Annotated in this window: 17 protein-coding genes and 3 pseudogenes; 8 read left to right on the plus strand and 12 right to left on the minus strand. The window is 47.1% G+C overall.

Features of this window, described 5'->3' with window-relative positions; all coding sequences use genetic code 11:
• The first annotated feature begins 239 nt into the window (after positions 1-239).
• Positions 240-512 carry a nucleoid-associated protein HU-alpha gene (hupA, locus tag VOR_RS0114030; protein ID WP_010320328.1) on the plus strand — a complete coding sequence of 91 codons (273 nt, stop codon included), beginning with the start codon at positions 240-242 and terminating at the stop codon, positions 510-512.
• A gap of 42 nt (positions 513-554) precedes the next feature.
• On the plus strand, positions 555-1241 hold the full coding sequence (locus VOR_RS0114035) for a DUF1481 domain-containing protein (RefSeq protein ID WP_029627224.1): 687 nt from the start codon (positions 555-557) through the stop codon (positions 1239-1241).
• 118 nt (positions 1242-1359) lie between these two features.
• Here the strand turns inward: VOR_RS0114035 and purD are convergent, their stop codons facing one another.
• Positions 1360-2652, minus strand: coding sequence for a phosphoribosylamine--glycine ligase (gene purD / locus VOR_RS0114040; protein ID WP_010320330.1), 1293 nt, complete (start codon positions 2650-2652; stop codon positions 1360-1362).
• Positions 2653-2898: 246 nt separating this feature from the next.
• Positions 2899-4509, minus strand: coding sequence for a bifunctional phosphoribosylaminoimidazolecarboxamide formyltransferase/IMP cyclohydrolase (purH, locus tag VOR_RS0114045; protein ID WP_010320331.1), 1611 nt, complete (start codon positions 4507-4509; stop codon positions 2899-2901).
• Between the two features lie 164 nt (positions 4510-4673).
• Here purH and zntR point away from each other — a divergent pair, with 164 nt between their 5' ends.
• From zntR to VOR_RS0114075, 5 genes and pseudogenes are all read left to right on the plus strand, one after another.
• Entirely contained in the window at positions 4674-5072 is a 399-nt protein-coding gene (gene zntR, locus VOR_RS0114055) for a Zn(2+)-responsive transcriptional regulator (RefSeq protein ID WP_010320333.1), read from the plus strand.
• Positions 5073-5203: 131 nt separating this feature from the next.
• Positions 5204-6781, plus strand: a pseudogene (cadC, locus tag VOR_RS17975) (lysine decarboxylation/transport transcriptional activator CadC).
• Between the two features lie 125 nt (positions 6782-6906).
• Positions 6907-7773, plus strand: coding sequence for a pyridoxal kinase PdxY (gene pdxY / locus VOR_RS0114065; protein ID WP_010320334.1), 867 nt, complete (start codon positions 6907-6909; stop codon positions 7771-7773).
• A gap of 533 nt (positions 7774-8306) precedes the next feature.
• Entirely contained in the window at positions 8307-9647 is a 1341-nt protein-coding gene (gene cadB, locus VOR_RS0114070) for a cadaverine/lysine antiporter (protein ID WP_010320335.1), read from the plus strand.
• 117 nt (positions 9648-9764) lie between these two features.
• Positions 9765-11900: a lysine decarboxylase CadA gene (locus VOR_RS0114075; protein ID WP_010320336.1), complete on the plus strand. Its 2136-nt coding sequence runs from the start codon at positions 9765-9767 to the stop codon at positions 11898-11900.
• 188 nt (positions 11901-12088) lie between these two features.
• On the opposite strand, the gene VOR_RS0114080 is transcribed toward VOR_RS0114075, so the two are convergent.
• The 10 genes and pseudogenes from VOR_RS0114080 to VOR_RS17980 form a co-directional block, all read right to left on the minus strand.
• A complete protein-coding gene (locus tag VOR_RS0114080; RefSeq protein WP_010320337.1) occupies positions 12089-14128 on the minus strand; it encodes a TonB-dependent receptor in 2040 nt (679 codons plus the stop codon).
• A gap of 256 nt (positions 14129-14384) precedes the next feature.
• On the minus strand, positions 14385-14681 hold the full coding sequence (gene fis, locus VOR_RS0114085) for a DNA-binding transcriptional regulator Fis (protein WP_010320338.1): 297 nt from the start codon (positions 14679-14681) through the stop codon (positions 14385-14387).
• 23 nt (positions 14682-14704) lie between these two features.
• Positions 14705-15673, minus strand: coding sequence for a tRNA dihydrouridine synthase DusB (gene dusB / locus VOR_RS0114090; RefSeq protein ID WP_010320339.1), 969 nt, complete (start codon positions 15671-15673; stop codon positions 14705-14707).
• 139 nt (positions 15674-15812) lie between these two features.
• Positions 15813-16700 (minus strand): 50S ribosomal protein L11 methyltransferase, encoded by an 888-nt coding sequence (gene prmA, locus VOR_RS0114095; RefSeq protein WP_010320340.1) that lies wholly within the window; start codon positions 16698-16700, stop codon positions 15813-15815.
• Positions 16701-16813: 113 nt separating this feature from the next.
• Complete coding sequence (gene accC, locus VOR_RS0114100; protein ID WP_010320341.1) at positions 16814-18160, minus strand: acetyl-CoA carboxylase biotin carboxylase subunit; 1347 nt, start codon at positions 18158-18160, stop codon at positions 16814-16816.
• Positions 18161-18174: 14 nt separating this feature from the next.
• On the minus strand, positions 18175-18630 hold the full coding sequence (gene accB, locus VOR_RS0114105; RefSeq protein WP_010320342.1) for an acetyl-CoA carboxylase biotin carboxyl carrier protein: 456 nt from the start codon (positions 18628-18630) through the stop codon (positions 18175-18177).
• An 83-nt stretch (positions 18631-18713) separates the two neighbouring features.
• On the minus strand, positions 18714-19163 hold the full coding sequence (aroQ, locus tag VOR_RS0114110; protein WP_010320343.1) for a type II 3-dehydroquinate dehydratase: 450 nt from the start codon (positions 19161-19163) through the stop codon (positions 18714-18716).
• Positions 19164-19448: 285 nt separating this feature from the next.
• Positions 19449-21398, minus strand: coding sequence for an acetate--CoA ligase (gene acs, locus VOR_RS0114115; protein WP_010320344.1), 1950 nt, complete (start codon positions 21396-21398; stop codon positions 19449-19451).
• A 141-nt stretch (positions 21399-21539) separates the two neighbouring features.
• Positions 21540-22172, minus strand: a pseudogene (locus VOR_RS0114120) (3'-5' exonuclease).
• Positions 22173-22185: 13 nt separating this feature from the next.
• Positions 22186-24012: pseudogene (locus VOR_RS17980) on the minus strand (DUF294 nucleotidyltransferase-like domain-containing protein).
• 202 nt (positions 24013-24214) lie between these two features.
• Here VOR_RS17980 and VOR_RS0114135 point away from each other — a divergent pair.
• Positions 24215-25405, plus strand: coding sequence for a 3-phenylpropionate MFS transporter (locus VOR_RS0114135; protein WP_010320347.1), 1191 nt, complete (start codon positions 24215-24217; stop codon positions 25403-25405).
• Positions 25406-25472: the final 67 nt, after the last annotated feature.

A 25472-nucleotide genomic window follows, 5' to 3' on the forward strand; every position in this document is an offset into this window, starting at 1 on the left:
GGTCGCTTAAGTGACCTGAAATATCAGGCATCCAAGCATAAGTACGCTATAAATAAGGGCTTACAGCGTCAAAAACAAGCGGATATTCTTTGTCAATCAGTAACAAATTGTGAGTTATTGCTCATATTGTGGTTAAAAGTGCGGCATAGAGACAAAAGATCAGCGACAAACCTTTGCCAGACGGGGGCTTTATGTTTTAGAGTGAGGTCAATTCGATAACACATGAGAAGGGAAACCTAATGAACAAGACCCAATTAATCGACTTTATCGCTGAAAAAGCAGACTTATCTAAAGCACAAGCAAAAGCTGCTCTTGAGGCGACTTTAGGCGCAGTTGAAGGAGCTCTCAAAGAGGGTGACCAAGTTCAACTAATTGGTTTTGGTACATTTAAAGTAAATCACCGTGCAGCGCGCACTGGCCGTAACCCTAAAACGGGTGCTGAGATTCAAATCGCAGCAGCAAACGTTCCAGCATTCGTCGCCGGTAAAGCGCTGAAAGATTCAGTGAAATAATTTATACTACGCCGAGATACTCTCTCGGCGTAGATTTTTCCCATGAAAAAAATTCTGTTATCCATTCTATTTTCTACATTCCTGATGGGATGCTCCTCTAGCCATACACCTAGCCTTGAACAATATTCCAATTATACCAGCGGACAAACCATGGGCGATGCCACTAGTTTTTATTGGTATACTGAGCGTTCAGCCTCTCCAAACAGCGCCGCCGATTATGTCGCATCCGGTGATTATGGTTGGTATAAAAGCAATTATCGTTGGGATGAGGGGACATTAAGAGAGCTCAAGCGCGAAGGTGAGCAGCTACAAAAAAAATCGCTCGTACCTTATTCGGTTCACTTACGTTTTAATGACGCTGGTGAGGCCATTTATCAACAATACCGTGTCGATGGAAAAATACTGCCACTCGATGAAGAGCAGCTTTCCCATTATCTGCAACAAGCACAATACCTGATCTCAGAAACCAAAAATAAAGACAACCAAGGGTTAGAGCTGATTCAAGGAGTGTGGGATGGCGAAGTGTTTGAAACCTGCACGGGTCATGAATACACGCAGATGGAATTTAACCAAACGCTGCCCAGTTTTGTGGTCAGTCGTTTAGCATCATTGGATAACTACATTGCCTTTTTAGGTAAAATCCGCAATAACCGTGTCTATATCGAAGAGCTATTAATGCTTGCTGATGAGAATCATGGCTGTGTCGAAAAACCGCAATTGTTGAAGTGATAATTCAATCCATCTCTTGGTGGGTTTAGCACGAAGCCAATACAGAAGTATGGACATGAAGTATAAAATAAGGCGCTCAAGAAGCGCCTTATTGGATCATGACCTAGCTTTGTCGTTGTTATTTTGTCTGTTGTTCACGAGCAATGGCGCGATAGCCAATGTCATTGCGGTAGAACATACCATTCCAACTGACTTGTTTGGCTAATTGGTAAGCGCGCTGCTGCGCTTGTGAAACTGTGTTACCAAGTGCGGTTGCGCATAACACGCGACCACCGTTGGTGACGACTTCTCCAGCTTGGTTGCTTGTGCCTGCGTGGAAGATTTTCTCATCCGCGACTTCTTGCGTTGGTAAGCCAGAAATGACATCCCCTTTCGCGTAGTCGGCAGGGTAACCGCCAGCGGCCAAAACAATACCGATAGAAGCGCGTGGGTCCCATTTTGACTCCACTTGATCAAGTTTGCCTTCTAGAGCGGCAAAGCAGAGTTCGACCAAATCCGATTGCATCCGCATCATGATCGGCTGAGTTTCAGGGTCACCAAAGCGGCAGTTGTACTCAATCACTTTTGGTGTGCCTTGCGCGTCAATCATTAGCCCAGCGTACAGAAAACCTGTGTAAGGGTTGCCTTCTGCTGCCATACCGCGAACGGTTGGATAAATGACCTCTTGCATCACGCGTTCATGGATCTCAGGCGTGACCACCGGAGCTGGCGAGTAAGCACCCATGCCGCCAGTATTGGGGCCGGTGTCTTTATCGCCGACGCGTTTATGATCTTGGCTGGTGGCCATAGGGAGAACATTTACGCCATCGACCATGACAATGAAGCTCGCTTCTTCTCCATCTAAGAACTCTTCAATCACCACGCGGCTGCCTGCATGACCAAAGGCATTGCCTGCGAGCATATCTTGAATCGCGTCTTCGGCCTCTTGCAGCGTCATCGCCACAATGACTCCTTTGCCAGCGGCAAGGCCATCAGCTTTGACCACAATCGGCGCACCCTGCTGGCGGACGTATGCCAAAGCAGGTTCAATTTCTGTGAAATTAGCGTAAGCCGCCGTTGGAATATGATGACGAGCTAAGAAATCTTTGGTGAAGGCTTTTGAGCCTTCGAGCTGTGCTGCCGCTTGCGTCGGGCCAAAAATGGGTAATCCCGCGTCACGGAAAGCATCCACCACGCCAAGCACTAAGGGTGTTTCTGGGCCAACAATGGTCAGTTCAATACGTTTTTCTTGAGCAAAAGCGACCAAACCAGCAATGTCTTCCACTGCAATGTTGACGTTCTCAAGTTTAGGCTCAAGCGCTGTGCCCGCATTACCCGGAGCAACAAAGACCGTCTCCACACTTGGGTTTTGCGCTGCCTTCCAACCTAGTGCGTGTTCACGACCGCCTGAACCGATAATCAGAATGTTCATCTATGAGTATCCTTTAACGTATAGAGTTTGTTTGTTGCCATTTACCCCCTCCTAACCTCCCCCTAAAAGGGGGAGGAACTTAGATGACAATATCTCCCCTTGAAGGGAAGGAACTTGGAGAGCAATACCTCTTCCTAAAAGTTAGGTGAGGTCATTTCGTTCTATTCTCCCTCCCCTAAAAGGGAAGTAAGGTCACTTCGTTCTGTTCCCTCCCCTTTTAGGGGAGGGCTAGGGTGGGGTAAGGTTTTAGTGACGGAAGTGACGCATACCAGTAAAGATCATCGCCATACCGTGTTCATCGGCGGCGGAAATCACTTCGTCATCACGCATCGAACCGCCTGGCTGAATCACACACTTGATGCCCGCTTGCGCTGCGGCATCAATGCCGTCACGGAACGGGAAGAATGCATCAGAAGCCATTACACATCCTTCTACTTGTAAGCCTTCATCGGCCGCTTTAATGCCCGCAATTTTGGCTGAATAAACACGGCTCATTTGGCCTGCACCCACGCCAACAGTCATGTCACCTTTTGAGTAAACAATCGCGTTTGATTTGACGTATTTAGCCACTTTCCAGCAGAAAAGAGCATCTTTGATCTCTTCTTCACTCGGCTGGCGCTTGGTTACGATTTTGAGATCATCAAGGCTAACCATGCCTTGATCGCGATCTTGCACCAGCAAGCCACCATTGACGCGTTTCACATCAAAGCCCGTGGTTTTAGCTGACCACTCACCGCACTCAAGCAGGCGCACGTTTTTCTTCGCCGCAACCACTTCAATCGCTTCCGTCGAAACGCTTGGTGCGATGATCACTTCAACAAATTGGCGCTCAACAATCGCCGTTGCGGTTTGTGCGTCTAGCTCGCGGTTAAAAGCGATGATGCCACCAAAGGCAGAAGTAGGGTCGGTTTGGTAAGCACGGTTGTAGGCTTGAAGAATATCGCTGCCCAAGGCAACGCCGCATGGGTTGGCGTGTTTGACAATCACACACGCTGGCTCAGCGAACTCTTTCACACACTCAAGAGCGGCGTCGGTATCGGCGATGTTGTTGTAAGAGAGCGCTTTACCTTGGAGTTGGCGTGCCGTAGAGACTGACGCTTCCTCTGGGTTGGCTTCAACGTAGAAAGCGGCCGCTTGGTGACTGTTCTCACCGTAACGCATGTCTTGTTTTTTCAGGAATTGTTGGTTGAAGGTGCGCGGGAATTTGCTCTCTTCATCAGCCTTTTTTCCTTCTTCATCAAGTAAAGAGGCTCCGTAAGACGGAACCATAGTGCCGAAGTAGTTGGCGATCATGCCATCGTAAGCGGCGGTATGTTCAAAAGCGGCAATCGCAAGGTCAAAACGTGTTTCGATTGTTAGCGAATGGTCGTTCGCATCCATCTCGGCAATGACACGGTCGTAGTCATGTGCATTCACCACTATGGTCACATCTTTGTGGTTTTTCGCCGCAGAACGCACCATAGTTGGTCCACCAATGTCGATATTTTCTACCGCATCAGCGAGGGTACAACCTGCTTTAGCAACGGTTTCGGCAAACGGGTAAAGGTTGACGACCACCATATCAATCGGCTTAATACCGTGTTGTTGCATGATGTCGTCATCTTGACCGCGGCGGCCCAGCACGCCACCGTGTACTTTCGGGTGCAATGTTTTTACGCGACCGTCCATCATCTCAGGAAAACCTGTGTAGTCAGAAACTTCTGTAACCGCAATACCTTGGTCTGCTAATAAGCGAGCGGTGCCACCAGTAGAAAGAATATCGACACCGCGCTTCGCGAGAGCTTGAGCGAACTCAACAATGCCGGTTTTGTCTGATACGCTGATCAATGCGCGGTGAATAGGACGAGCGTTATTCATGCTTCGGTCTTCCTCAAATCATGGAGTTAATGGGAAATTTGATGGCGCACATTCTAACCAAACAATCATCAAAAAGCTCGCGCAATCGTTTGGCATCGCAAAATTTTTTATAAAAACGGCGATATTGGGTATTAAACGTAATAAAAAAGTTAAAGGAGAATGAGATGTTTCAAATTGGAGAGCTCGCCAAACGCTGTAAAGTTTCAACCGATACGCTGCGTTTTTATGAAAAAAATTCGTTGATAAAACCGGCGGGGCGCAGTGAATCGGGTTATCGTTTATATAATCAAAAAAATCAGCAGCAGGTGAGTTTTATTCTCAAAGCCAAAGAGCTAGGGCTCAGTTTGGATGAGATCAAAGAGTTACTGGAAATAAAGCTCGAAGCGACGGAACACAGCTGTGCGGAAGTGAAATCGATCACCAGCGCGAAGCTGGTGGTGATTGACCAAAAAATTGCTGAGCTAATTGAGATTCGTCAAGCGCTAAAAAAAATCAACGATGCGTGCTGCGGTCATACAGACGACAACGCCAGCCACTGCTCAATTTTAGCGGCATTGGAGTGATAACCTTAGTTTGCGTTTTTGATAAGTTTGATCATTAGGTTGTGGGTATAAAGCTTTATATAATCACACCTCATTTGCTTTGTATTAAATTATCATTTTATCAATGATCACTGATACTTCATGGTACACACATGATTGGAATACATTTTCAAATCAACGACTGGATGTTGAGTGTTGATGAAAATAAATTGTATCGCCAAGATAGGGAAGTTTCGGTCGAGCCAAGATTAATTAACCTTTTGTATTTTCTTGCAAAAAATGCAGGAGAAGTCTTTTGTCGTGAAGAGTTGATTGAACACGTTTGGGGTGGTGCGATTGTCACCGACCAAGTGGTGACTCAATCTATTTTTGAGCTGAGAAAACTGCTACGCGACGGCCGTGAAGAAAATACCCATTATTTAACGACTGTGCCTAAGCGTGGATATAAGCTGGTGGCAAACGTTACAAAAGTGTTTCCTGAACAAGTCGTTGAGCAGAATTGGCTGGTAATTAATGATGAACCCATCAGTAAATCAGCACAAAGGTCGGAAATTGAAGAGACGGCTGAACCCGAGTTATCTGGCGATATTGCCTTTCCTGCCGGGCCGTTGACGCGCGCTTTTAGTAGCCGTAACACTTCTACACCACGCGATAGCATGCAAATTCGCCGTTGGAAATAGATGGCTTTTGATGTGCTATGGATAGGAGCGTTGATCATCGCTTTTGGTTTGTTTACCTACCATCAATCTGAAACCAATATTACTCAAGCGATTGATACCCATTTGATTGAGTTTAAATTCCAAGAACATTTCGCGCAGGATCAAAGCAATATTGAGTTGTCCGATGGCTTAGTGCAAAAGCTGGCCGCTGACATCGCACAAGTCAGTCAATATCGGGTTCGTTTGAGTAAAACCCGTTTTGCTGCGGGGATTTTAGCGGGAAAAACGGTGACGGTGCAGGTCAAAGATGAGGGCGGTAAAGCTTATTTGGATGTGGAGTATCGCAATAATGGATCGGGGACTATTCTGTTTAGCCGCCAATACTCGCTTGCTTTGCCTCAAATTAAAGCCGTCATGAAGCAAGCCTCGCTGGATTTAATGCAAGTATTAGCCGTACCGGATGCGGCCAGTAAGGCTGAGCGATTAATGGCGAATATGCCCGCCAACCAGCAAGCGTTAGTCAAGTTGATTCAAGCCCATCATTATCTCAATGTATCTCAGCCATCTTCTTTTAAAGAGGGGATCAGGCTGTTAGAGGAGGTATTGAAAATTGAACCTGATAACACTTACGTGCAAGCTGAGTTATTAGTGGCTTACTATGTGCAAACGGCGCTCGATCCAAGCCAGGTGCTGAGCATTGACCGTGTGAATCAATTGACGCAGTCATTACTGCATGCCATCGAGCAAGGCCAACCATTGCAACAGCCGCGTATTTTCGAAGCATTAGCGCTGCATGAGACCATGCGTGATAATGCGCCGCAAGCCAATCATTATTTGCAAAAAGTCCTTGCTGAGCGTGAATCAGTACTGGCGTATGTACTTTTGGGTAAACTGGCCGAATTACAGGGCGATAGAGAAAGGGCCAGTGAAGCGTACAGCGAAGCTTTTTATATTGATACGTCGATGGAAACTTATATGTTGTGTGAAAACTTAGCTTTTTATAGCAACCTTAAGTCGATTGATTACGCGCTCTATCGCGCCGTTCATCCATCGGTTACGACTGTGTTATAGAAACTGCGTTGGGTTTCATCTCAACTATACTGCGTGGTTTATGGCGTGCCATAGCATGAGAGTTGAGTGTTTATTACTCATCGTTATTTATCTGGGGGCTTTAACTGTCCCCTTTAGAGGCCACTATGCAAGGTATTCTTTCTATCCAATCTCACGTGGTGTATGGCTGCGCTGGCAATAGCTCGGCTGTATTCCCTTTGCAGCGTTTAGGGCATGTGGTTTGGCCGATTCACACCGTTCAATTTTCCAACCACACCCAATATGCGCAGGGCTGGACGGGCAAAGTGCTGCAACCGGGTGATATCAGTGATCTCGCGCAGGGCTTAGTTAACATTGAGGTCGTTAGCGGGATCAAAGCAGTGATTTCAGGCTATATCGGGAGCGATGCGCAGGCTGATGAAATTTTAGATACGGTTGAGCGAGTGAAAGCTGCGAATCCTAACTCCCTATATATTTGCGATCCTGTGATGGGGGATCCGGTTAAAGGTTGTGTGGTGAGTCCGGAAGTAACCAAAGCTTTGTGTGAACGGATCATGCAGAAAGCCGATATTATTGTGCCTAATCAGTTCGAGTTAGCCCGATTTACGGGGATCGAGATTGATGATTTGGAGTCGGCGATTAAGGCGTGTCAACGCGCATTAACCATGGGGCCAAAAATTGTCTTAGTGAAGCATCTGCACAGTGCTTCTGAGCATCAATTTACTATGTTGCTGGGTAGCGCTCAGGGCTTGTTTCTTGTCACTCGGCCTTTGCTGGATTTTGTTCGCCAACCTGTAGGGGTAGGGGATCTCATTACGTCACTCTTTACTGGCTATTACTTGAATAATCACGATGCACTGAAATCATTCGAGCTGTGTAATCATGCGGTTTATCGAGTCTTAAAGCAAACGGCAGAGCAGGGCGAGTGGGAATTGCAAATTATTGCCGCTCAAGAGGAATTGGTCAGCACCATCGCTGATTTTACCGCCGTGCTGATAGCAACTGCAGGCTAAAACATCATCCAACGATACCAAACCCTAGACCGAACGATCGCTCCTATCCTAAACCTTCAACCTCAGGCTTTTCTTTGTCGAGCGACTCTGTTCGCTCTATCGCGTGTTCTCTCAACGGATTAGAGCGATCAAGTCTATTGGCATTGGGCGAACATTGCTTTGCCAGCGCCCAATTGTGTAGTGAAACCCTTCCTGATAACTGCGTTTGTGGCTTTATCACATCAAACGGTTTGTTTATCTCACCTATCTGCTCCGATTGTTCTCTCCTGATATTTTTAGCTTTTGTGATGTTTTGTTGTTTTATTTTTTATCTATCAGAAAAGTAAGGATATTTATTTTTTTCGTTATCAGGTTTTTCTCAATAAATAGGGATTCACTCATTATTTTATTGATAAGCGCATCTTTATTTTTTTCGTCAATTTTGAGCGTAATCTGCAGCCAAATTCAGTGAGATGTCGTGGCGACTTATTAGCTAAAGCCTCTCACTTATTATGGTTTGAGCCTATGGCTCGTAGAAAATATCGGGAGACGTTATGTCATCGAATACCAAAAAAATTGGCGTCATTGCCTGTACTGGGGTGGTCGCGGGCAACATGATGGGTAGCGGCATTGCCTTGTTACCCTCAAGCCTTGCAACGGTTGGCTCTATTTCTCTATTTAGTTGGATTATCTGCATCATCGGCGCGCTGAGCTTGGCGTTTGTGTTTGCACGCTTAGCCACTAAAAACCCACAAGAAGGTGGCCCAATTGCTTATGCAGGTGAAGTTTCACCAGTATTTGGTTTCCAAGCAGGTGTGCTTTATTACCACGCAAACTGGATTGGGAACTTAGCTATTGCCATTACGGGTGTCTCCTACCTTTCGGTGTTCTTCCCTATTTTGAACAACCCTGTTCCTGCTGGGATAGCCACTATTGCTGCGGTATGGGTGTTTACTTTGGTCAACTTGCTAGGGGGCAGTTGGGTTAGCCGTTTGTGTACGTTTGGTTTGGTATTAATTTTGGTTCCAGTGCTGGGCACTGCTCTTTTGGGCTGGACTCATTTTGATATGGCAACCTATCAACAAAACTGGAACGTTTCTGCTGGCAGTGATAATCACGCCATTATCAGTGCCGTATTGATCTGCTTGTGGTCATTTGTTGGTGTTGAGTCAGCCGCGGTATCGTCGGGTATGGTACACAACCCCAAACGCACCGTGCCGCTAGCGACAATGCTTGGCACGGCGATCGCGGGGATTATTTATATCCTTTCGACACAAATGATCAGTGGGATGTTCCCTGCCGCAGAAGTTGCCGCTTCCGGTGCTCCTTTTGCGCTCGCGACAACGGAACTCTTTGGTAGTTGGTCTGCACCGTTTGTTTCAGCCTTCACAGCCTTGGCTTGTTTTACGTCGTTAGGCTCTTGGATGATGTTGGTCGGTGAAGCGGGTAAACGTGCTGCGAGCGATGGCAACTTTCCTAAAATCTACGGCGATACGGACAAAAACGGTGTGCCTAAAAAAGGATTGATCTTAGCGTCAATCAAGATGACAGCGCTGATGTGTGTCTTGATGGCTTTTAGCTCTCAAACCGCGCACGCGTCAGATATCTTTAACCAACTTACAACAGATGCAGTGTTGTTAACCATGCTGCCTTACTTTTACTCCAGCATTAACTTGATCCGTTTCGAAGGGATGACGACGCGTAATGGTTTTGTGATGTTGTTCTCTGGTGTCGCGTGTGCGTTTTGTATGGTGGCACTGGCTGGCGCGGAAGGGACGACCTTGACCGCCACCTTCATCATGTCACTGGTCATTTTGATGTTCTACAGCAAAAAAACGGGCCTTGCTCAATACATAGAGTCACACAAAAACGATTTACCTGCGTCAGCGGCTTAATTTCCTAGGCTAGCGCGCCAGCTACGCAGTGCGTTAGTCCTTCATTTTCCTTGGTGCTTCTTCTCCTCACTATCACAACGGATAGGGAGCGCCTTTTCTCGTCTTGGAGATGTTCAAATGAATATTTTTGCTATCTTGAACCACATGGGTGTGTTCTTTAAAGAAGAGCCTGTTCGCCAGCTTCACGCGGCATTAGAAAAAGCAGGTTATGACGTGGTTTATCCCGTTGATGATAAAGATTTGATCAAATTAATTGAGATGAATCCGCGTGTTTGTGGGGTGTTATTTGACTGGGATAAATACTCTCTTGAGCTTTGTGAGCGCATCAGTAATGTCAACGAAAAACTGCCAGTACACGCATTTGCCAATGAGCAGTCAACGTTAGATATTTCATTGACAGATTTGCGTTTGAACGTGAGCTTTTTTGAGTATTCGTTAGGCATGGCCGATGATATTGCAGTGAAGATCAATCAAGCAACGCAAGAGTATAAAGATGCGATCATGCCTCCGTTTACCAAAGCGCTGTTTAAATATGTGGAAGAGGGCAAGTACACTTTCTGTACTCCTGGTCATATGGGAGGTACGGCATTCCAAAAAAGCCCCGCAGGAAGTATCTTTTATGATTTCTACGGCCCGAATACATTCAAAGCAGACGTCTCAATTTCGATGCCAGAAGTGGGTTCACTGCTTGATCACTCTGGCCCACATAAAGAAGCGGAAGAGTATATTGCACGAACATTTAATGCCGACAGTTCTTACATCGTAACCAACGGTACTTCGACATCAAATAAAATTGTCGGCATGTATTCTGCGCCGGCGGGTAGCACTGTGCTGGTGGATCGTAACTGCCATAAATCATTAACTCATTTAATGATGATGACAGACGTAACGCCTATTTACTTCCGTCCAACTCGTAATGCTTACGGTATTTTAGGCGGAATTCCACAAAGCGAATTTAGCCGTGATGTGATTGCTGAAAAAGTGGCCAATACCCCGGGTGCCAGCGCGCCAAGCTATGCTGTGATCACCAACTCGACTTACGATGGTTTGTTGTACAACACCCAATTCATCAAAGAGTCTTTAGATTGTAAACACATTAACTTTGACAGTGCTTGGGTGCCTTACACTAACTTCAACCCAATTTACCAAGGTAAATGTGGTATGAGCGGTGAAGCGATGCCAGGTAAAGTGTTTTATGAAACACAATCTACTCATAAGCTGCTCGCCGCTTTCTCGCAAGCTTCGATGATTCATATAAAAGGTGAGTTTGATAAAGAGTCGTTTAACGAAGCCTTCATGATGCATACCTCGACCTCGCCTCAATACGGTATTGTGGCTTCAACTGAAACAGCAGCAGCGATGATGCGTGGCAATACGGGTCGCAAGTTGATGCAAGATTCTATTGATCGCGCCGTACGTTTCCGTAAAGAGATCAAACGATTAAAAGGTGAGAGTGATAGCTGGTTCTTTGATGTATGGCAGCCGGAGAATATTGATACAACGGAATGTTGGAAGCTAGACCCTAATGATAACTGGCATGGTTTTAAAGGTATTGATGATAACCACATGTACCTTGACCCAATTAAAATTACTTTATTAACTCCGGGAATGAATCAACAAGGTGAGCTTGAAGCGTCGGGGATCCCTGCCTCATTAGTGGCTAAATTCTTAGACGAGCGCGGCATTGTGGTTGAAAAAACAGGCCCATACAACCTGCTGTTCTTGTTCTCAATTGGTATTGATAAATCGAAAGCGATGCAACTGCTGCGCGGTTTGACTGAGTTCAAACTGGGTTACGATTTGAACTTGATCATTCGTTCGATTCTTCCTTCTTTATACAAAGAAGACCCAAGCTTCTACGAAGGCATGCGTATCCAAGAGCTAGCGCAAGGTATTCACGACTTAACTAAGAAATATGCATTGCCAGAATTGATGTACAAAGCATTTGATGTGTTGCCTGAGATGAAAGTGACGCCACACGCGGCGTGGCAGAAAGAACTACGCGGTAAAACTGAAGAGGTTCTGTTGAATGAAATGGTTAACCGCGTGAGCGCGAATATGATCTTACCTTATCCTCCTGGTGTACCTTTGGTGTTGCCAGGTGAAATGGTGACAGAGAGCTCACGTCCTGTCCTTGAATTCTTGGAAATGTTGTGTGAAATCGGCGCGCATTATCCGGGGTTTGATACTGATATTCACGGCTTGTATCGTCAAGCTAACGGGAGCTACACAGTGAAAGTGTTGAAAGACTAAAGGTCGATTTTGTTGGCGGTTTATCGGGAACCTTTATTGCGCGCGCAGCGATAAAGATAAACCCGCCAACACCCTAAATTCGATTGCGATACCTCAAACCAACGTAAATCGATTCAAGAGAGCCATTCGGCTCTCTTTTTTATCGAAGTATTTAGCGGCTCTCTAGCGGCTTATAGTGCTTATAGTGCTTAGAAAGCGTAAGAGGCGTTAATATAGAACTGACGAGGTGCGCCTGGCATAATTTGTGTCGCACCAGTGGCACTGACGTAATAGTCCTTATCTAACACGTTTTCTACGCTCAATTGAGTGCTCCAATCTTGCCATTGGTAACCCAGACGAGCATCAAAACGCGCGTAACCGGGCAGTTTGGTCGTATTTTGTGAGTCAGCATAGCGATCGCCTACCGCTGTCATACCCGTTTCAGCGAACCAGCCTTGTTCCGCTTGGTAGTGAATAAATAGTTGACCATTCAGTTTTGATACTGCACTTGGGCGATTGCCTTGGGTATTATTCTCGGCTTTGATGATTTCAGCATCTTGCCAGCCGATAGCCCCACGCAGTGACCATGTTTCGCTGAGGTATGCTTTCACATCCAATTCCACACCATCGGTTCTTTGTAAACCAGTGAGTAATATGATTTTTGGGTCGAGAGGATCTTTCATCCGGCGGTTATACATCTCTAAACGATACAGAGATAAAGTGCTGGCAATGCGTCCATCGAACCAATCGCTTTTTGCACCAATTTCATATAAACGGCTGTGCTCAGGATCAAGCTGATTGGCTTTGTTACCTGGTGAAAGACCAATCACCCCGCCTCCGACAGGAGAAAAGGTTTTGCTGTAAGAAGCGTATAAGGCGTGATCCGCCACTGGGTTCCAAACCAAGCCTAAGCGAGGACTTAGGTTATAAGAGGTTTGAGTTTCTTCTTTATTAAGATCCAAGCGGTGAGTGGTAACTTTAAATTCGTCGTAGCGTAGGCCAAGTAACAGATGCCAGTTGTTTAGACTGATTTGATCTTGTAAGTAAAGACCAGAGCTGCGTACTTTATGATTAGCATCGCTAGACAGCGACATTTCACCATTGTGGCTTGGGAGTTGGTCCGGTTGGTAAAGGTTGCCCGCAGGGATCGCCTCCTTATTTTTATACAGTTTTGGATTACGTTCCTGCCAACTCAGTTCTAGGCCAGCCAATAAACGGTGGTTAATTGAGCCGGTATTGAATTGGCCTTCCACTTCGCTTTGGCTGGTTAAGTTGCTGGCATTGAGCTGTTGCTGCCAGCGCTTACGAACCACGTTATCCCCTTTCACTTGAGTGACGTAAGTATTATCAAATTCGCTGTCGAGCTTAATGTAGCTGAGCTGTTGGCGCAGTTGCCAAAGATCGTTCAATTGCCAAGTGAGTCGTGAGCGAGTTGTTTCGCTCACATCATCAATAAAATCACGTTTAGTATCGCTGTAGACAGCGCTGTTAGGCACATCAGCCGGGTAGCCATTGACCGCAGGAATGCCGCGGTCCGGTGTGCGGTGGTGCTCATTACGTTCATACTGGATAAGAAAATCGAGGTTGTCCTTAATTGCCCAACGCAGTGAAGGTGCCAGCAGTGTGCGTTTGCCTTCCACACCATCGCGGAAACTGTTGCTGTCTTCTTGTGCCATATTCAAGCGCACCTGCACATCGTCATGTAATTCACCGCTAAGATCGGCAGCGAGACGTTGGTAATCATGGCTACCAATTCGTGCATTGATACTTGAGGTTTGGCCTTTTTGTGGCGTTTTACTGACTCGGTTGATGATTCCACCAGTACTACCACGTCCATACAGTACCGCCGCAGGTCCTTTCAGGATCTCGACACTTTCGATGTTGCCGAGATCGCGCGTGTACTGCATGTCATCACGGAAACCATCGAGGTAGAAATCGTTACTGGCCGCAAAACCACGAATCTTCACGCTATCAAAGCGGGTATCATTGACCGCATCAATACCGGGCGTACCGACTAGCGCTGCGCTTAAGGAGGATGGATTAAAGGCGCTGAGCTGCTCTGCAGGTAGGCTATTAATGGTTTGCGGCACTAATTTCGCAGGCGTTGCAGTCCGTGTTGCGGTGGCAACAACCGGGTGCTGAGTTTGTTGGCTTGTTACAACCAACGTCTCTTCTTGGGCTAGTGCTGAGTGATGAGCGGCGAGAATAGCTAAGCAAAGTAATGTGGGGCGACTTTTAAAATAGGACATAATAAACTCTTACAATAATTCGTTACGCGAATTGTAATTGATATCATTAATATTTAAAAGAATAATTCACCTTTATTTATTGCCGCTAAGCCTATTTGTTTAATGAATGAGCAATGTGAGATCAATAGCAATAGCAATGTTGTCAGCAGAGATAGCTTTTACTGGTGTTTTGAGTAATAAAAATGGAAAAACCGAGCGCAGAGGCTCGGTTTTAAAAGCGATGGTATCTAGTTGCTCGATTCGTGCAGTAGCTAGATTAGTTCATGCCGTATTTTTTTAGCTTCTTACGAAGAGTACCGCGGTTGATACCCATCATGGTTGCTGCGCGAGTTTGGTTACCGCGAGTGTACTGCATGATGGTGTCGAGTAGTGGCTGTTCAACTTCAGCAAGAACTAACTCGTATAGTTCTGTCACTTCTTGGCCGTTTAACTGCGCAAGGTAGTTTTTAAGAGATGCTTTAACTGAATCACGTAGTGGTTTTTGCGTGATTTGATCTTGTGAAGTTACGGTTGTTACTGTGAAAGCTTCTGAAGTCAGGTTTTGTTCGAACATATGCGGTCTAGCTCTTCTCTTAATTATGATGCAACGTTATCAAAATAACCTTCGAGCGCGTCAATTTGCAGCGGTGCTGCGTCAATAGCGTTGAAGGTACGGCGAAACTCACTCGCTTGCTCATGTTCTTTCAGATACCAACCCACATGCTTACGAGCGATGCGAGGGCCTAAATACTCACCATAGAAACTGTGGAGAGCTTGTACATGACCAAGCATAATATCTTTCACTTCCGCAGCCGGAAGTTCAGACATCGTGGTGCCGTTTTCCAAATAGTGTTGGATTTCTTGGAAAATCCACGGGCGACCTTGGGCAGGGCGTCCAATCATTAAAGCGTCAGCACCGGTATAATCCAGCACGTATTTCGCCTTCTCTGGGCTATCGATATCACCGTTAGCAATAACCGGAATAGAGATGGCGTTTTTCACCGCTTTAATGCTGTCGTATTCGGCCTCGCCTTTGTACATACACGCTTTGGTTCTGCCATGCAGGGCTAAAGCTTGTATGCCGCAGTCTTCGGCTAATTTAGCGATGTAGACACAGTTTTTGTTGTCCGTGTCCCAGCCAGTACGGGTCTTTAATGTCACGGGGACATCAACGGCGTTCACCACCGCTTTCAAGATCTGTTCAATCGTCTCCGGAAATTGGAGTAAGGCTGAACCCGCCAGCTTTTTATTCACCTTTTTTGCTGGGCAACCCATGTTGATGTCGATGATCTGAGCACCGTTCTCAACACTAAATTGGGCTGCATCGGCCATAAGCTGTGGGTCGGCTCCCGCAATTTGTACCGAGCGAATGCCCGATTCGCCCTCATGTACCATACGTTGCATCGACTTTGACGTATTCCATAGAGCAGGATTAGAGGACATCATTTCACTGACGGCCATGCCTGCTCCATAGCGAAGACACAACTCTCGAAATGGTCTGTCAGTTACTCCTGCCATAGGGGCAACGATAAGATTGTTCTTAAGTTGATAGTTTCCGATTTTCAAAACGTCATCACAGTTCTGTACCAGCAAGGGCGGGCATTTTACGCATTTTTTTACTGCGTGAAAAGACTAATATTTGAGCATTTACAATTTGTTTTAGTAAATCGTATAAAATACAGTCTATTAGCGCACAAAGTCTTATCTAGCCTTGCTTGCGACCCGAGATGCGGCACCACTCATTGAGCTCAATGATCGGGTCAATGTGAAGCTCGTCACGATAATGATTGGCAACCTCTTCGGCTTGAGTGTCCAAAACGCCGGACATCGCAAGTTGGCCATTGGGTTTAAGTAGCCCTTTGATCACGCCATTCAGGTCGCGCAGTGGGCCGGCCAAAATGTTGGCCACAACTACGTCAGCGACTAAGCCTTCAGGTTGGTCTTGTGGCAAATACACTTCAAGTTGGTCAGCTACGCCATTGCGTCCTGCGTTGTCGTTAGAAGCAAGCAGTGCTTGTGGGTCGATATCAATACCGACGACTTTGGCTGCGCCCAATTTGATCGCCGCAATGGCTAAGATGCCTGAACCACAACCAAAATCGATGACGGTTTTGCCTGTTAGGTCGAGCCCTTCGAGCCACTCTAAACATAATGCAGTCGTTGGGTGAGTGCCTGTGCCGAATGCAAGGCCCGGGTCGAGCATCACGTTGACAGCGTCAGGTTCTGGGATTTCACGCCAGCTTGGGCAAATCCACAAACGTTGACCAAATTTCATTGGGTGGAAGTTGTCCATCCATTCACGTTCCCAGTCTTTATCTTCGAGCTGTTCAACTTTGTAGGCAAAGTCATCACTCAGCAGTTTGCTTGAGCGAATTTGGTCAATGATCCATGCGCTATCCGCTTCGGCATCATACAGCGCCAGCACGTCGGTATCGCCCCAAAGGCGAGTTTCGCCCGGAAGCGGTTCAAAAACAGGGGTGTCGTGAGCATCAAGAAAAGTGACGGATACTGCGCCCGTCTCTTCCATCAGCATGTCGCCAATTGGCTCGGCATTGGCGTTAGTTGCGTTCAGTTTAATTTGAATCCAAGGCATGTCAGTTGCTCTGTTATGTCGTCAGTTGGCGCAGAGTTTAGCAGAAACTGACTCGGCTGCCGAAAACAAAAATGCTCACCGAAGTGAGCATTTGGTCTCTCGCGACGCGAAAATTAGTGCTGTAAACCCAATTTCTTCTCAAGGTAGTGGATGTTCGCTCCACCGTGTTGGAAGTTCTCATCTTGCATGATCGATTGCTGCAAGGTGATGTTGGTTTTAATGCCATCGACGATCATTTCGTTTAACGCATTTTTCATGCGCGCAATTGCCACGTCACGGTTTTCACCGTAAGTGATGAGCTTGCCGATCATTGAATCGTAATGCGGTGGCACTGTGTAGCCTGCATAAATGTGTGATTCCCAACGAACGCCCATACCGCCCGGCGCGTGGAAGTGTTCGATTTTGCCCGGAGAAGGGAGGAAACGAACCGGATCTTCCGCGTTGATACGGCATTCAATCGCATGGCCACGGATCTTAATGTCATCTTGGGTAAACGACAGTGGTTGACCTGCGGCGACGCGAAGCTGTTCTTTGATGAGATCAACGCCAGTGACCATTTCGGTGACTGGGTGCTCAACTTGAATACGCGTGTTCATCTCAATGAAGTAGAACTCGCCGTTTTCGTATAGGAACTCAAACGTACCGGCACCACGATAGCCAATTTCGAGACAAGCGCGTGTACAACGTTCGCCGATGTATTTACGCATCTCTTCGGTAATGCCTGGTGCAGGCGCTTCTTCAACCACTTTTTGGTGACGACGCTGCATTGAGCAGTCACGTTCACCAAGGTGAATTGCGCCACCTTGGCCATCCGCAATAATTTGTACTTCAACGTGACGTGGGTTTTCTAGGAATTTTTCCATGTAAACCATGTCATTGTTGAACGCCGCTTTGGCTTCGGCACGTGTCATTGCGATCGCTTGGGTCAGTTCACTTTCGCTACGAACCACACGCATACCACGGCCGCCGCCGCCGCCAGAAGCTTTGATGATCACAGGGAAACCAATACGTTTCGCGTGGGCTTTATTTTTGGCTTCATCGCCATCCAGTGGGCCGTCAGAACCTGGCACACAAGGAACGCCCGCTTTTTTCATTGCGCTGATGGCTGACACTTTGTCACCCATCATGCGAATGGTATCGGCTTTCGGGCCAACAAAAATGAAGCCTGAACGCTCGACTTGTTCAGCAAAGTCGGCGTTTTCAGAAAGAAAACCGTAACCGGGGTGAATGGCTACTGCGCCAGTCACTTCCGCTGCAGAAATAATGCGTGGAATGTTTAAGTAGCTGTCAATACCACGTGCTGGGCCAATACAGATGGTTTCGTCGGCCAGCAGTACGTGTTTTAAATCACGATCGGCAGTGGAGTGCACGGCAACAGTTTTGATGCCAAGCTCTTTACATGCGCGCAGAATACGAAGTGCAATTTCACCTCGATTCGCGATGACTAATTTATCTAACATAAAGCAAACCTCGATTATTCGATAACAACAAGCGGTTGGTCGAATTCAACGGTCTGGCCGTCTTCAAGTAGGATTGCCGTAACGGTACCTGCTTTATCGGCTTCGATTTGGTTCATCATTTTCATCGCTTCAACGATGCATAGTGTGTCACCGACTGAAACACTTTGACCGACTTCGATGAAGGATTTTGAATCTGGACTTGGTGAGCGGTAGAAAGTACCGACCATTGGTGAAAGCACTTGGTGACCTTTTGGCGCTACAGGCGCGGCGGCTTCAGCCGTTGGCGCAGGGGCAGCGACTGGCGCGGCTTGTTGTGCTGGCGCTGGTGCAGCGTAATGCATCTGAGCCATCTGTACTGGCGCAGTGTTACGACTGATGCGTACCGATTCTTCACCTTCAGAGATTTCTAGTTCAGAAATGCCAGATTCTTCTACCAGTTCGATAAGCTTTTTGATTTTACGAATATCCATCTTTTCTTTCTCTTTATCTTGTGAATACGTCAGCCCTTAAGGTTGGGCCGTAGAGTGTTTGTTTATCGTTGATCGTATGTGGGTTATTTTGTCTGTAGCGCTTTTATGGCGGCTGCAAGAGCAAATTCATAACCTTGTGCACCTAAGCCGCAAATCACCCCTTGCGCCTTATCCGACAGATAGGAGTGGTGGCGAAAAGGTTCACGTGCGTGAACGTTGGATAGATGCACTTCAATAAATGGGATGGCGACACCCAATAACGCATCGCGCAGTGCCACACTGGTGTGCGTCAATGCAGCGGGATTAATGATGATGAAGTCGACCTTGCCGTAAGCGGCATGGATGGCTTCGATCAGCTCATATTCGCGGTTCGATTGAAGATGTTCTAACTCAATATCTGCTTTTTGCGCTTGTTCGCGTAATGTCTCGACAATGTGCGCTAAGGTGTCAGAACCATAATGTGCAGGTTCACGTAGCCCTAACAGGTTAAGATTTGGTCCATTTAAGACCAGAATGCGAGATTTAGCAGTCATTGTGTCGACATCTCCCTATATCGTGAAACGAATATTAATATTCCCATATTATTCTTAGGTCAGAGTGAATTTTTCGTCAAAAATTCCCTGAATTTAAGAAATTGCCCAAGATTATAGCTAATTCAGCGCAAATGGCAGCAATTTACTGGTCTTATCAGATAGTTTACTCATTTAATTTTGCAACCGAGTTAACAGAATGAGAAGAAGTGAGAGGGAAAGAAAAAGCCGCCACAAGTGTGACGGCTTAATCATCTCAATGCCTCGCGGCAGGTAGGATCGTTAGCGTTAAGACAATTCTGCTTTTTCGGCGATCAATTTATCCACTACGCTAGGATCGGCCAGTGTCGAGGTATCGCCCAAATTACTGGTGTCGCCGGTGGCGATTTTACGCAAAATACGGCGCATGATTTTGCCAGAACGGGTTTTGGGCAGTGAATCGGTCCAGTGCAGCACATCGGGCGTTGCAATCGGCCCAATCTCTTTTCGTACCCAATCTTTGACCTCTTTGTGCAGCTCGACACTGGGGTAGACGCCATCATTTAAGGTGATGTAAGCATAAATGGCTTGGCCTTTAATATCGTGTGGCACGCCGACAATTGCCGCTTCTGCAATTTTATCAAAAGCAACCAAAGCCGATTCAATTTCCGCAGTGCCCATACGGTGGCCAGAAACGTTTAACACGTCATCCACGCGGCCTGTTATCCAGTAGTAGCCATCCTCATCACGGCGTGCGCCATCGCTGGTGAAATACATGCCTTTGAAAGTTGAGAAATAGGTTTGTTCAAAACGGTCATGATCGCCATAAACGGTGCGCATTTGGCCCGGCCATGAATCTAAAATAACTAAGTTACCTTCGGCAGCCCCTTCAATGATGTTGCCCATGTTATCGACCAAGGCTGGTTGCACGCCAAAAAATGGCCGTGTGGCCGAACCCGGTTTAAGTGCCGTCGCGCCCGGCAGTGGCGTAATTAAAATGCCACCCGTTTCGGTTTGCCACCATGTATCGACAATCGGTGATTTCTCGTTGCCTATGGTTTTGTAGTACCACTCCCACGCTTCTGGGTTAATTGGTTCTCCCACCGAACCCATAATGCGCAAACTGGTGCGTGACGTCTCTTTGACGGCTTCATTGCCTTTCGCCATCAAGGCGCGAATAGCGGTCGGCGCAGTGTAAAGAATGTTGACTTGGTGTTTATCCACCACTTGACTCATGCGGTTGGTGTCTGGGTAGTTGGGAACCCCTTCAAACAGAACGGTTTTTGCACCATTGGCCAAAGGACCGTAAACCAAGTAGGTGTGGCCAGTGATCCAGCCCACATCGGCGGTACACCAAAACACTTCGCCCGGCTGATAGTCAAACACATATTTGAAGGTCATCGCCGCGTAAACAAGGTAGCCACCGGTTGTGTGCAGCACTCCTTTGGGTTTACCGGTTGAGCCTGAGGTGTAGAGGATGAAGAGGGGATCTTCCGCTTTCATGGCTTCGGCTGGGCAATGGTCGGAAGCTTTTGCGGTCGCTTCATGCCACCACACATCACGATGTTCGTGCCAGTCAATTTGGCCACCAGTGCGTTTAAACACGATCACTTTGCTGATGTTTTTCACTTCAGGATGAGTCAAGGCTTCATCGACGTTTTTCTTCAAGGGCACAGCGCGACCGCCACGTACACCTTCGTCGGCAGTGATGACTATTTTGGAATCGGAATCGATAATGCGACCGGAAAGGGCTTCCGGTGAAAAGCCTCCAAACACCACAGTGTGCACTGCGCCAATTCGAGTACAAGCGAGCATCGCAACGGCTGCTTCTGGCACCATAGGCATGTAAAGACAGACCACATCTCCTTTGCGCACTCCTTGCTCTTTCAACACATTAGAAAAGCGACACACTTGTTGATGGAGTTCTTTAAAGGTGAGGGTTTTATCATCAGCCGGATCGTCACCTTCCCAAATAATCGCCACTTCATCACCACGTGTGGCAAGGTGGCGATCAATGCAGTTAGCGGAGACATTTAATGTGCCGTCTTCAAACCAGCGAATGTCTACATGGCCAGTATCAAACGAGGTTTGTTTCACTTGAGTGAAAGGCTTAATCCAATCCACAATCTTGCCGTGTTCACTCCAGAAACTTTCTGGGTCGGTCACTGATTGTCGGTACATCGCTAGGTAAGTGTCATTATCCGCATGTGTTTTGGCTTTGATATTCTCTTTTACCGAATAAACGTGGGCTTCACTCATTACTCTTCTCCTTGTGAATTCAAACAATTTCCCTGTTGATTGGCGATTAGGTTGCGCTGAAAGGAAAATCTGTATGTGGGTAACTGTCAGTCAGAGTACGATTTTCTACAATTAGACTTTAGGATGAGTGTGGGGTAAGTGCTAGCGCGAGTAAGGCGCAACAAAGGGAGGTAGATCACCTTTGGTCAAGCGCACAAACACTAATGCCGCGGCGATGGCATCTTGCAGCGCGTCGTGTTTATCCTGTATCGGTAAGTCGAGATGGCGACAAATCGCCTCTAAGCTGAGGTCGATGTACGCGTTCGGCAACATTCTCTCTAACTGATCATGATAGATCTGACTTACTTCGATGAGAGCATTGGGCAGTGGAAAGCCTAAATGTCGCCGACAAGCGAGGTCGAGGATTTTCTTGTCATAACGAATGTGATAGCCCACTAAAGGTCGGTTGCCGATAAAGTCTAATAGGCGAGTGATGGCCTCTTGCTCGTCGATGCCATCGACCAGATCTTGATGGCGAATTTTGTGGATTTTGACTGAACCTGAGTCGAGCGATTGTGGCGCGCTCAAACGCACTTCAAATGGCTGGCTGGTTAAAATGCGGTTGTCGATAATTTTGGTGGCGGCAATCGTCACTAACTCGGCGCGATTCGGGTCAAGGCTGGTGGTTTAGCAATCGAGCGATACATATTCCCCTTGCATCGGCGTTGCAAACAGTGGCTGATAAGGCGAGTCTTTTAGTTTGTGAAACCAATAATGGCGTGTAAACCAATTCAATTTTCAGACTCCACTATTCGCGAATTTGATAGTGATAGCCAAGCCACTGCTTGAATTTTTTCACCACGTGTAAACTGTGCCTGAGCAGGTCACGCTCGGTTCGGTCGAGCTGTTTTAAATCGAGTTTATTGGTGTTGTGTTGATTGCTCAGTTGCTGAGCTAAGCGCAATTTAAAGAACTGTTTGAGCGCTTCACTGAGGTTATCGGCGGTTTCTCTTTCCAAGACCTTTTGCTGCACTAAGGCCTCGATACGTTCAAAGGTGTTGTTTTGTTGAACTTGATGTTCAAGGCTTAAGGCGCGAATGCCATGCACAATCGGGAAAATGCCCCCTTGTTTAATATCTAAGCCAGATTTGGAGTGTTTCACCGTGCCAAACAGTGTAAGTGGCACAGAAAAACTCAGCGCGGGGCGAGTAAACTCCATCAAAATCAATTCTTGGTCGGCCATTAAATGGCTCAAGTGCTGTTTAATAGGGGCCAATAAGTGTTTGTTGCCCGCAACGGCGTGTGCGTCGGCCATGATCGCAATGTCCATCACTTGCTCGGGTTTGGCCGCTTTCACCCATTGACTAAGCGTGGTTTTCCACTCAGTTTGGCTTTTAACCCATTTGGGATTATTGACCATCACATTGCCCGGACAAAGCGGATAGCCGAGCTGCTGTAAGGTGTGGGTGAGCGTGTCCATGACCACACCCATTTGATGCCACTGCAAGCCATCTTTGATGATCAGCGCGTTATCTTGGTCGGTTTTTAGGATCTGCTCTCCACGGCCTTCGGAGCCGAGTACGATCAAGCAGCAGTGATCATGCAGCGCGGGTGGCACAACCAAATGAAAGGCTTTTTCGATGATCTGTTCATTAACCGCTGAAATCAGCTCCATAATAAAACGAGTGCGAATGCCATTGTTGATTAGGCTTTCAACCAGTTACCGCTGTTTGCTTGAGGCAAGGGCTAACTCTTCCACACAGCTGGCGCGAGCAATACTTAACGTCAGCACGTGAGAATGAGTGGAGAAAGCACTAAGAATTTGTGTCATGTCCAGCATGCCAACCGCTTGATGGCCATCACACACCATCACTCGTTTTATGCGGTTGCGCGTCATGGCGATCATTGCATTAAACAGAAAATCGCCATCGTTGATGTGCAGCACAGGAAAGGTAGCAATTTCCCCAACAGGGGTATCGAGCGGCTGGTTATCGAGCATAACGGAATGCAGCATATTGGTGCGCGTGACGATAGCATAGGGGTGCGCACTGGGGTTTTCGATTAAGCGTTGATCATGCTCGGCAAGACTAACTAAGGCCGCATCAACTCCGTTATCGCGTAATTGCTGGGTCACTTGGTTGAGCGGTTGATCTGGGTTTAAAATCATCGGTGGATGGTAAATTGAGTCATCCACCTTAGTTAAAATAAATTCGGCTAAATTCTTCTGCTGATGTGCTACATCAAGCAGAGCTTGGCGTTTGGCAAGGTTATTGTCGAAGTAGGCGGCGAACTGACCGTTGTCATTATACAGTTCGAGAAAGACGGCTTTCGGCAGCAGATAGCTTAAGGTATCTTCCAGCGCCACGTACTGATGCTTGGCTTTTTCTTCAAACAGTGCGCGTACATCAAACATATCATCGTTGGCGTAGTGAGCAAAAATCTCTTTGCCATCTGGCGAGCGTTCTTCGACCGCGCCTTTGATCAGTACGTGCAGATATACGCTGGGCCTGTCGCTGGCCTGCAGCAGATCGTTGCTACGAAAATAGGCTACATCCAAGGATGAGCGAAGTCGCTGTTGCTGCGGCGGTGTTAAGCGGTCAAAGGGCGGTGACTGCATGTTGAATTTGTCAGGCATAACGATCGTCACTCAGAAGAAATTCCTACCTAAGTGTGACAAAAATCGCCACTACCTCCAGACGACTTTGGTCTAATGAGTGACATGACCCGCAAGGCTGTGAATAAGGAAACAGATTTATCAGTAAACTTCCCTTTTTAGAATCTTAAACTGCCTGCATAATACCGCCGTTTTCTCTCCCTCATTTTGTTCAGGATGAATCATGCTTAACCCCTCTCCATATGGTTGGATATCGCAGTACTTTATTGGTTTCTTCTTTGCGTATGGCGTTTATTTGCCATTTTGGGCGCTATGGTTTGAAAACCAAGGTGTGTCTGCAACCGATATTGGCGTATTAATCGGTATGGGTTTTGCCACGCGTTGCGTTGCTAACTTTGTGATTACGCCGCGTGTTCATAAGGCTGAGCACCTTTTGCCAGCACTGCGTTGGTTAAGTTTAGCGGCGCTGCTATTTATTGGTTTTCACTTTTTTACGGGCGGCAGTTTCTGGCTGATGGCGTTAGCCACTGTGCTGTTTAATATCTGCTGTGGCCCCGTGGTGCCGCTATCTGATGCGATGGCTAACTACTATGCGCGCTTAAAAATGCTCGATTATGGCCGCACTCGCTTATGGGGGTCGGTAGCTTTTATCGCTGGTTCTACCGTGGTTGGCGTACTTGTGGCACGTTATGGTTCAGACATGATCCTCTATACCGCCTTAGCAGGGATATTTGTTTCGCTACTGATCAGCTTGCGCAATCCCAACCCAATGCCCGTGACGGTTGGTGATGCACATGCTGTCCGGCCGAAACTGACGCAGTTATTGCGTGAATGGCCAGTCGTCAAATTCTTGATTTTAGCGGCGCTAATACAGGGCAGTCACGCGGCGTATTACAGTTTTAGCTCGATTCACTGGAAAGCGGCGGGGCATTCTGAAGAGCTAATCGGTTATTTATGGAGCCTTGGGGTTGCCGCTGAAGTGGCGGTATTTGCGCTCAGCAAACGCCTTTTTTCAGGGTGGTCACTACGCACACTATTTGTTGCCGCGTCGATCGGGGTTGTGGTGCGCTGGGGGCTTATGGCATCGACCACCGCGCTGCTTGCGCTAGGGACGATTCAACTGCTGCATGGGGTGACATTTGCGATGGCGCATATAGCGGCGATTCAATACATTCAGCACGCGCCGCAAAGCAAAATGGTGGCACTGCAAGCGCTGTATAACGCCATTCCACTTGGGGCATTTATTGCTTTGATGACCACCTTGAGTGGTTGGGGTTATGAGCGCTGGGGCGCGAATGTATTTTGGGCGATGGCGGTAATGGGTATCTTAGCGCTATTGATCAAAGTCGAACCGACCTCATCTAACGTGTCAGGTATTGAGGTAATGAAAGCTACGCCTGAAGCACAGAATTAACCTTAACTGATTGAGATTAAAAATTATCCTTAGTTAAATGAAGCCTCTTCTTGGAAGAGGCTTTTTT

Source organism: Vibrio ordalii ATCC 33509 (genome assembly GCA_000257205.1).
Classification (GTDB): domain Bacteria; phylum Pseudomonadota; class Gammaproteobacteria; order Enterobacterales; family Vibrionaceae; genus Vibrio; species Vibrio ordalii.

Bases quoted from the DNA above. Each gene is read 5' to 3' on its own strand.
- hupA (WP_010320328.1), top strand. From the start codon at position 240: ATGAACAAGACCCAATTAATCGACTTTATCGCTGAAAAAGCAGACTTA.
- VOR_RS0114035 (WP_029627224.1), top strand. From the start codon at position 555: ATGAAAAAAATTCTGTTATCCATTCTATTTTCTACATTCCTGATGGGA.
- purD (WP_010320330.1), bottom strand. From the start codon at position 2,652: ATGAACATTCTGATTATCGGTTCAGGCGGTCGTGAACACGCACTAGGT.
- purH (WP_010320331.1), bottom strand. From the start codon at position 4,509: ATGAATAACGCTCGTCCTATTCACCGCGCATTGATCAGCGTATCAGAC.
- zntR (WP_010320333.1), top strand. From the start codon at position 4,674: ATGTTTCAAATTGGAGAGCTCGCCAAACGCTGTAAAGTTTCAACCGAT.
- pdxY (WP_010320334.1), top strand. From the start codon at position 6,907: ATGCAAGGTATTCTTTCTATCCAATCTCACGTGGTGTATGGCTGCGCT.
- cadB (WP_010320335.1), top strand. From the start codon at position 8,307: ATGTCATCGAATACCAAAAAAATTGGCGTCATTGCCTGTACTGGGGTG.
- VOR_RS0114075 (WP_010320336.1), top strand. From the start codon at position 9,765: ATGAATATTTTTGCTATCTTGAACCACATGGGTGTGTTCTTTAAAGAA.
- VOR_RS0114080 (WP_010320337.1), bottom strand. From the start codon at position 14,128: ATGTCCTATTTTAAAAGTCGCCCCACATTACTTTGCTTAGCTATTCTC.
- fis (WP_010320338.1), bottom strand. From the start codon at position 14,681: ATGTTCGAACAAAACCTGACTTCAGAAGCTTTCACAGTAACAACCGTA.
- prmA (WP_010320340.1), bottom strand. From the start codon at position 16,700: ATGCCTTGGATTCAAATTAAACTGAACGCAACTAACGCCAATGCCGAG.
- accC (WP_010320341.1), bottom strand. From the start codon at position 18,160: ATGTTAGATAAATTAGTCATCGCGAATCGAGGTGAAATTGCACTTCGT.
- accB (WP_010320342.1), bottom strand. From the start codon at position 18,630: ATGGATATTCGTAAAATCAAAAAGCTTATCGAACTGGTAGAAGAATCT.
- aroQ (WP_010320343.1), bottom strand. From the start codon at position 19,163: ATGACTGCTAAATCTCGCATTCTGGTCTTAAATGGACCAAATCTTAAC.
- acs (WP_010320344.1), bottom strand. From the start codon at position 21,398: ATGAGTGAAGCCCACGTTTATTCGGTAAAAGAGAATATCAAAGCCAAA.
- VOR_RS0114135 (WP_010320347.1), top strand. From the start codon at position 24,215: ATGCTTAACCCCTCTCCATATGGTTGGATATCGCAGTACTTTATTGGT.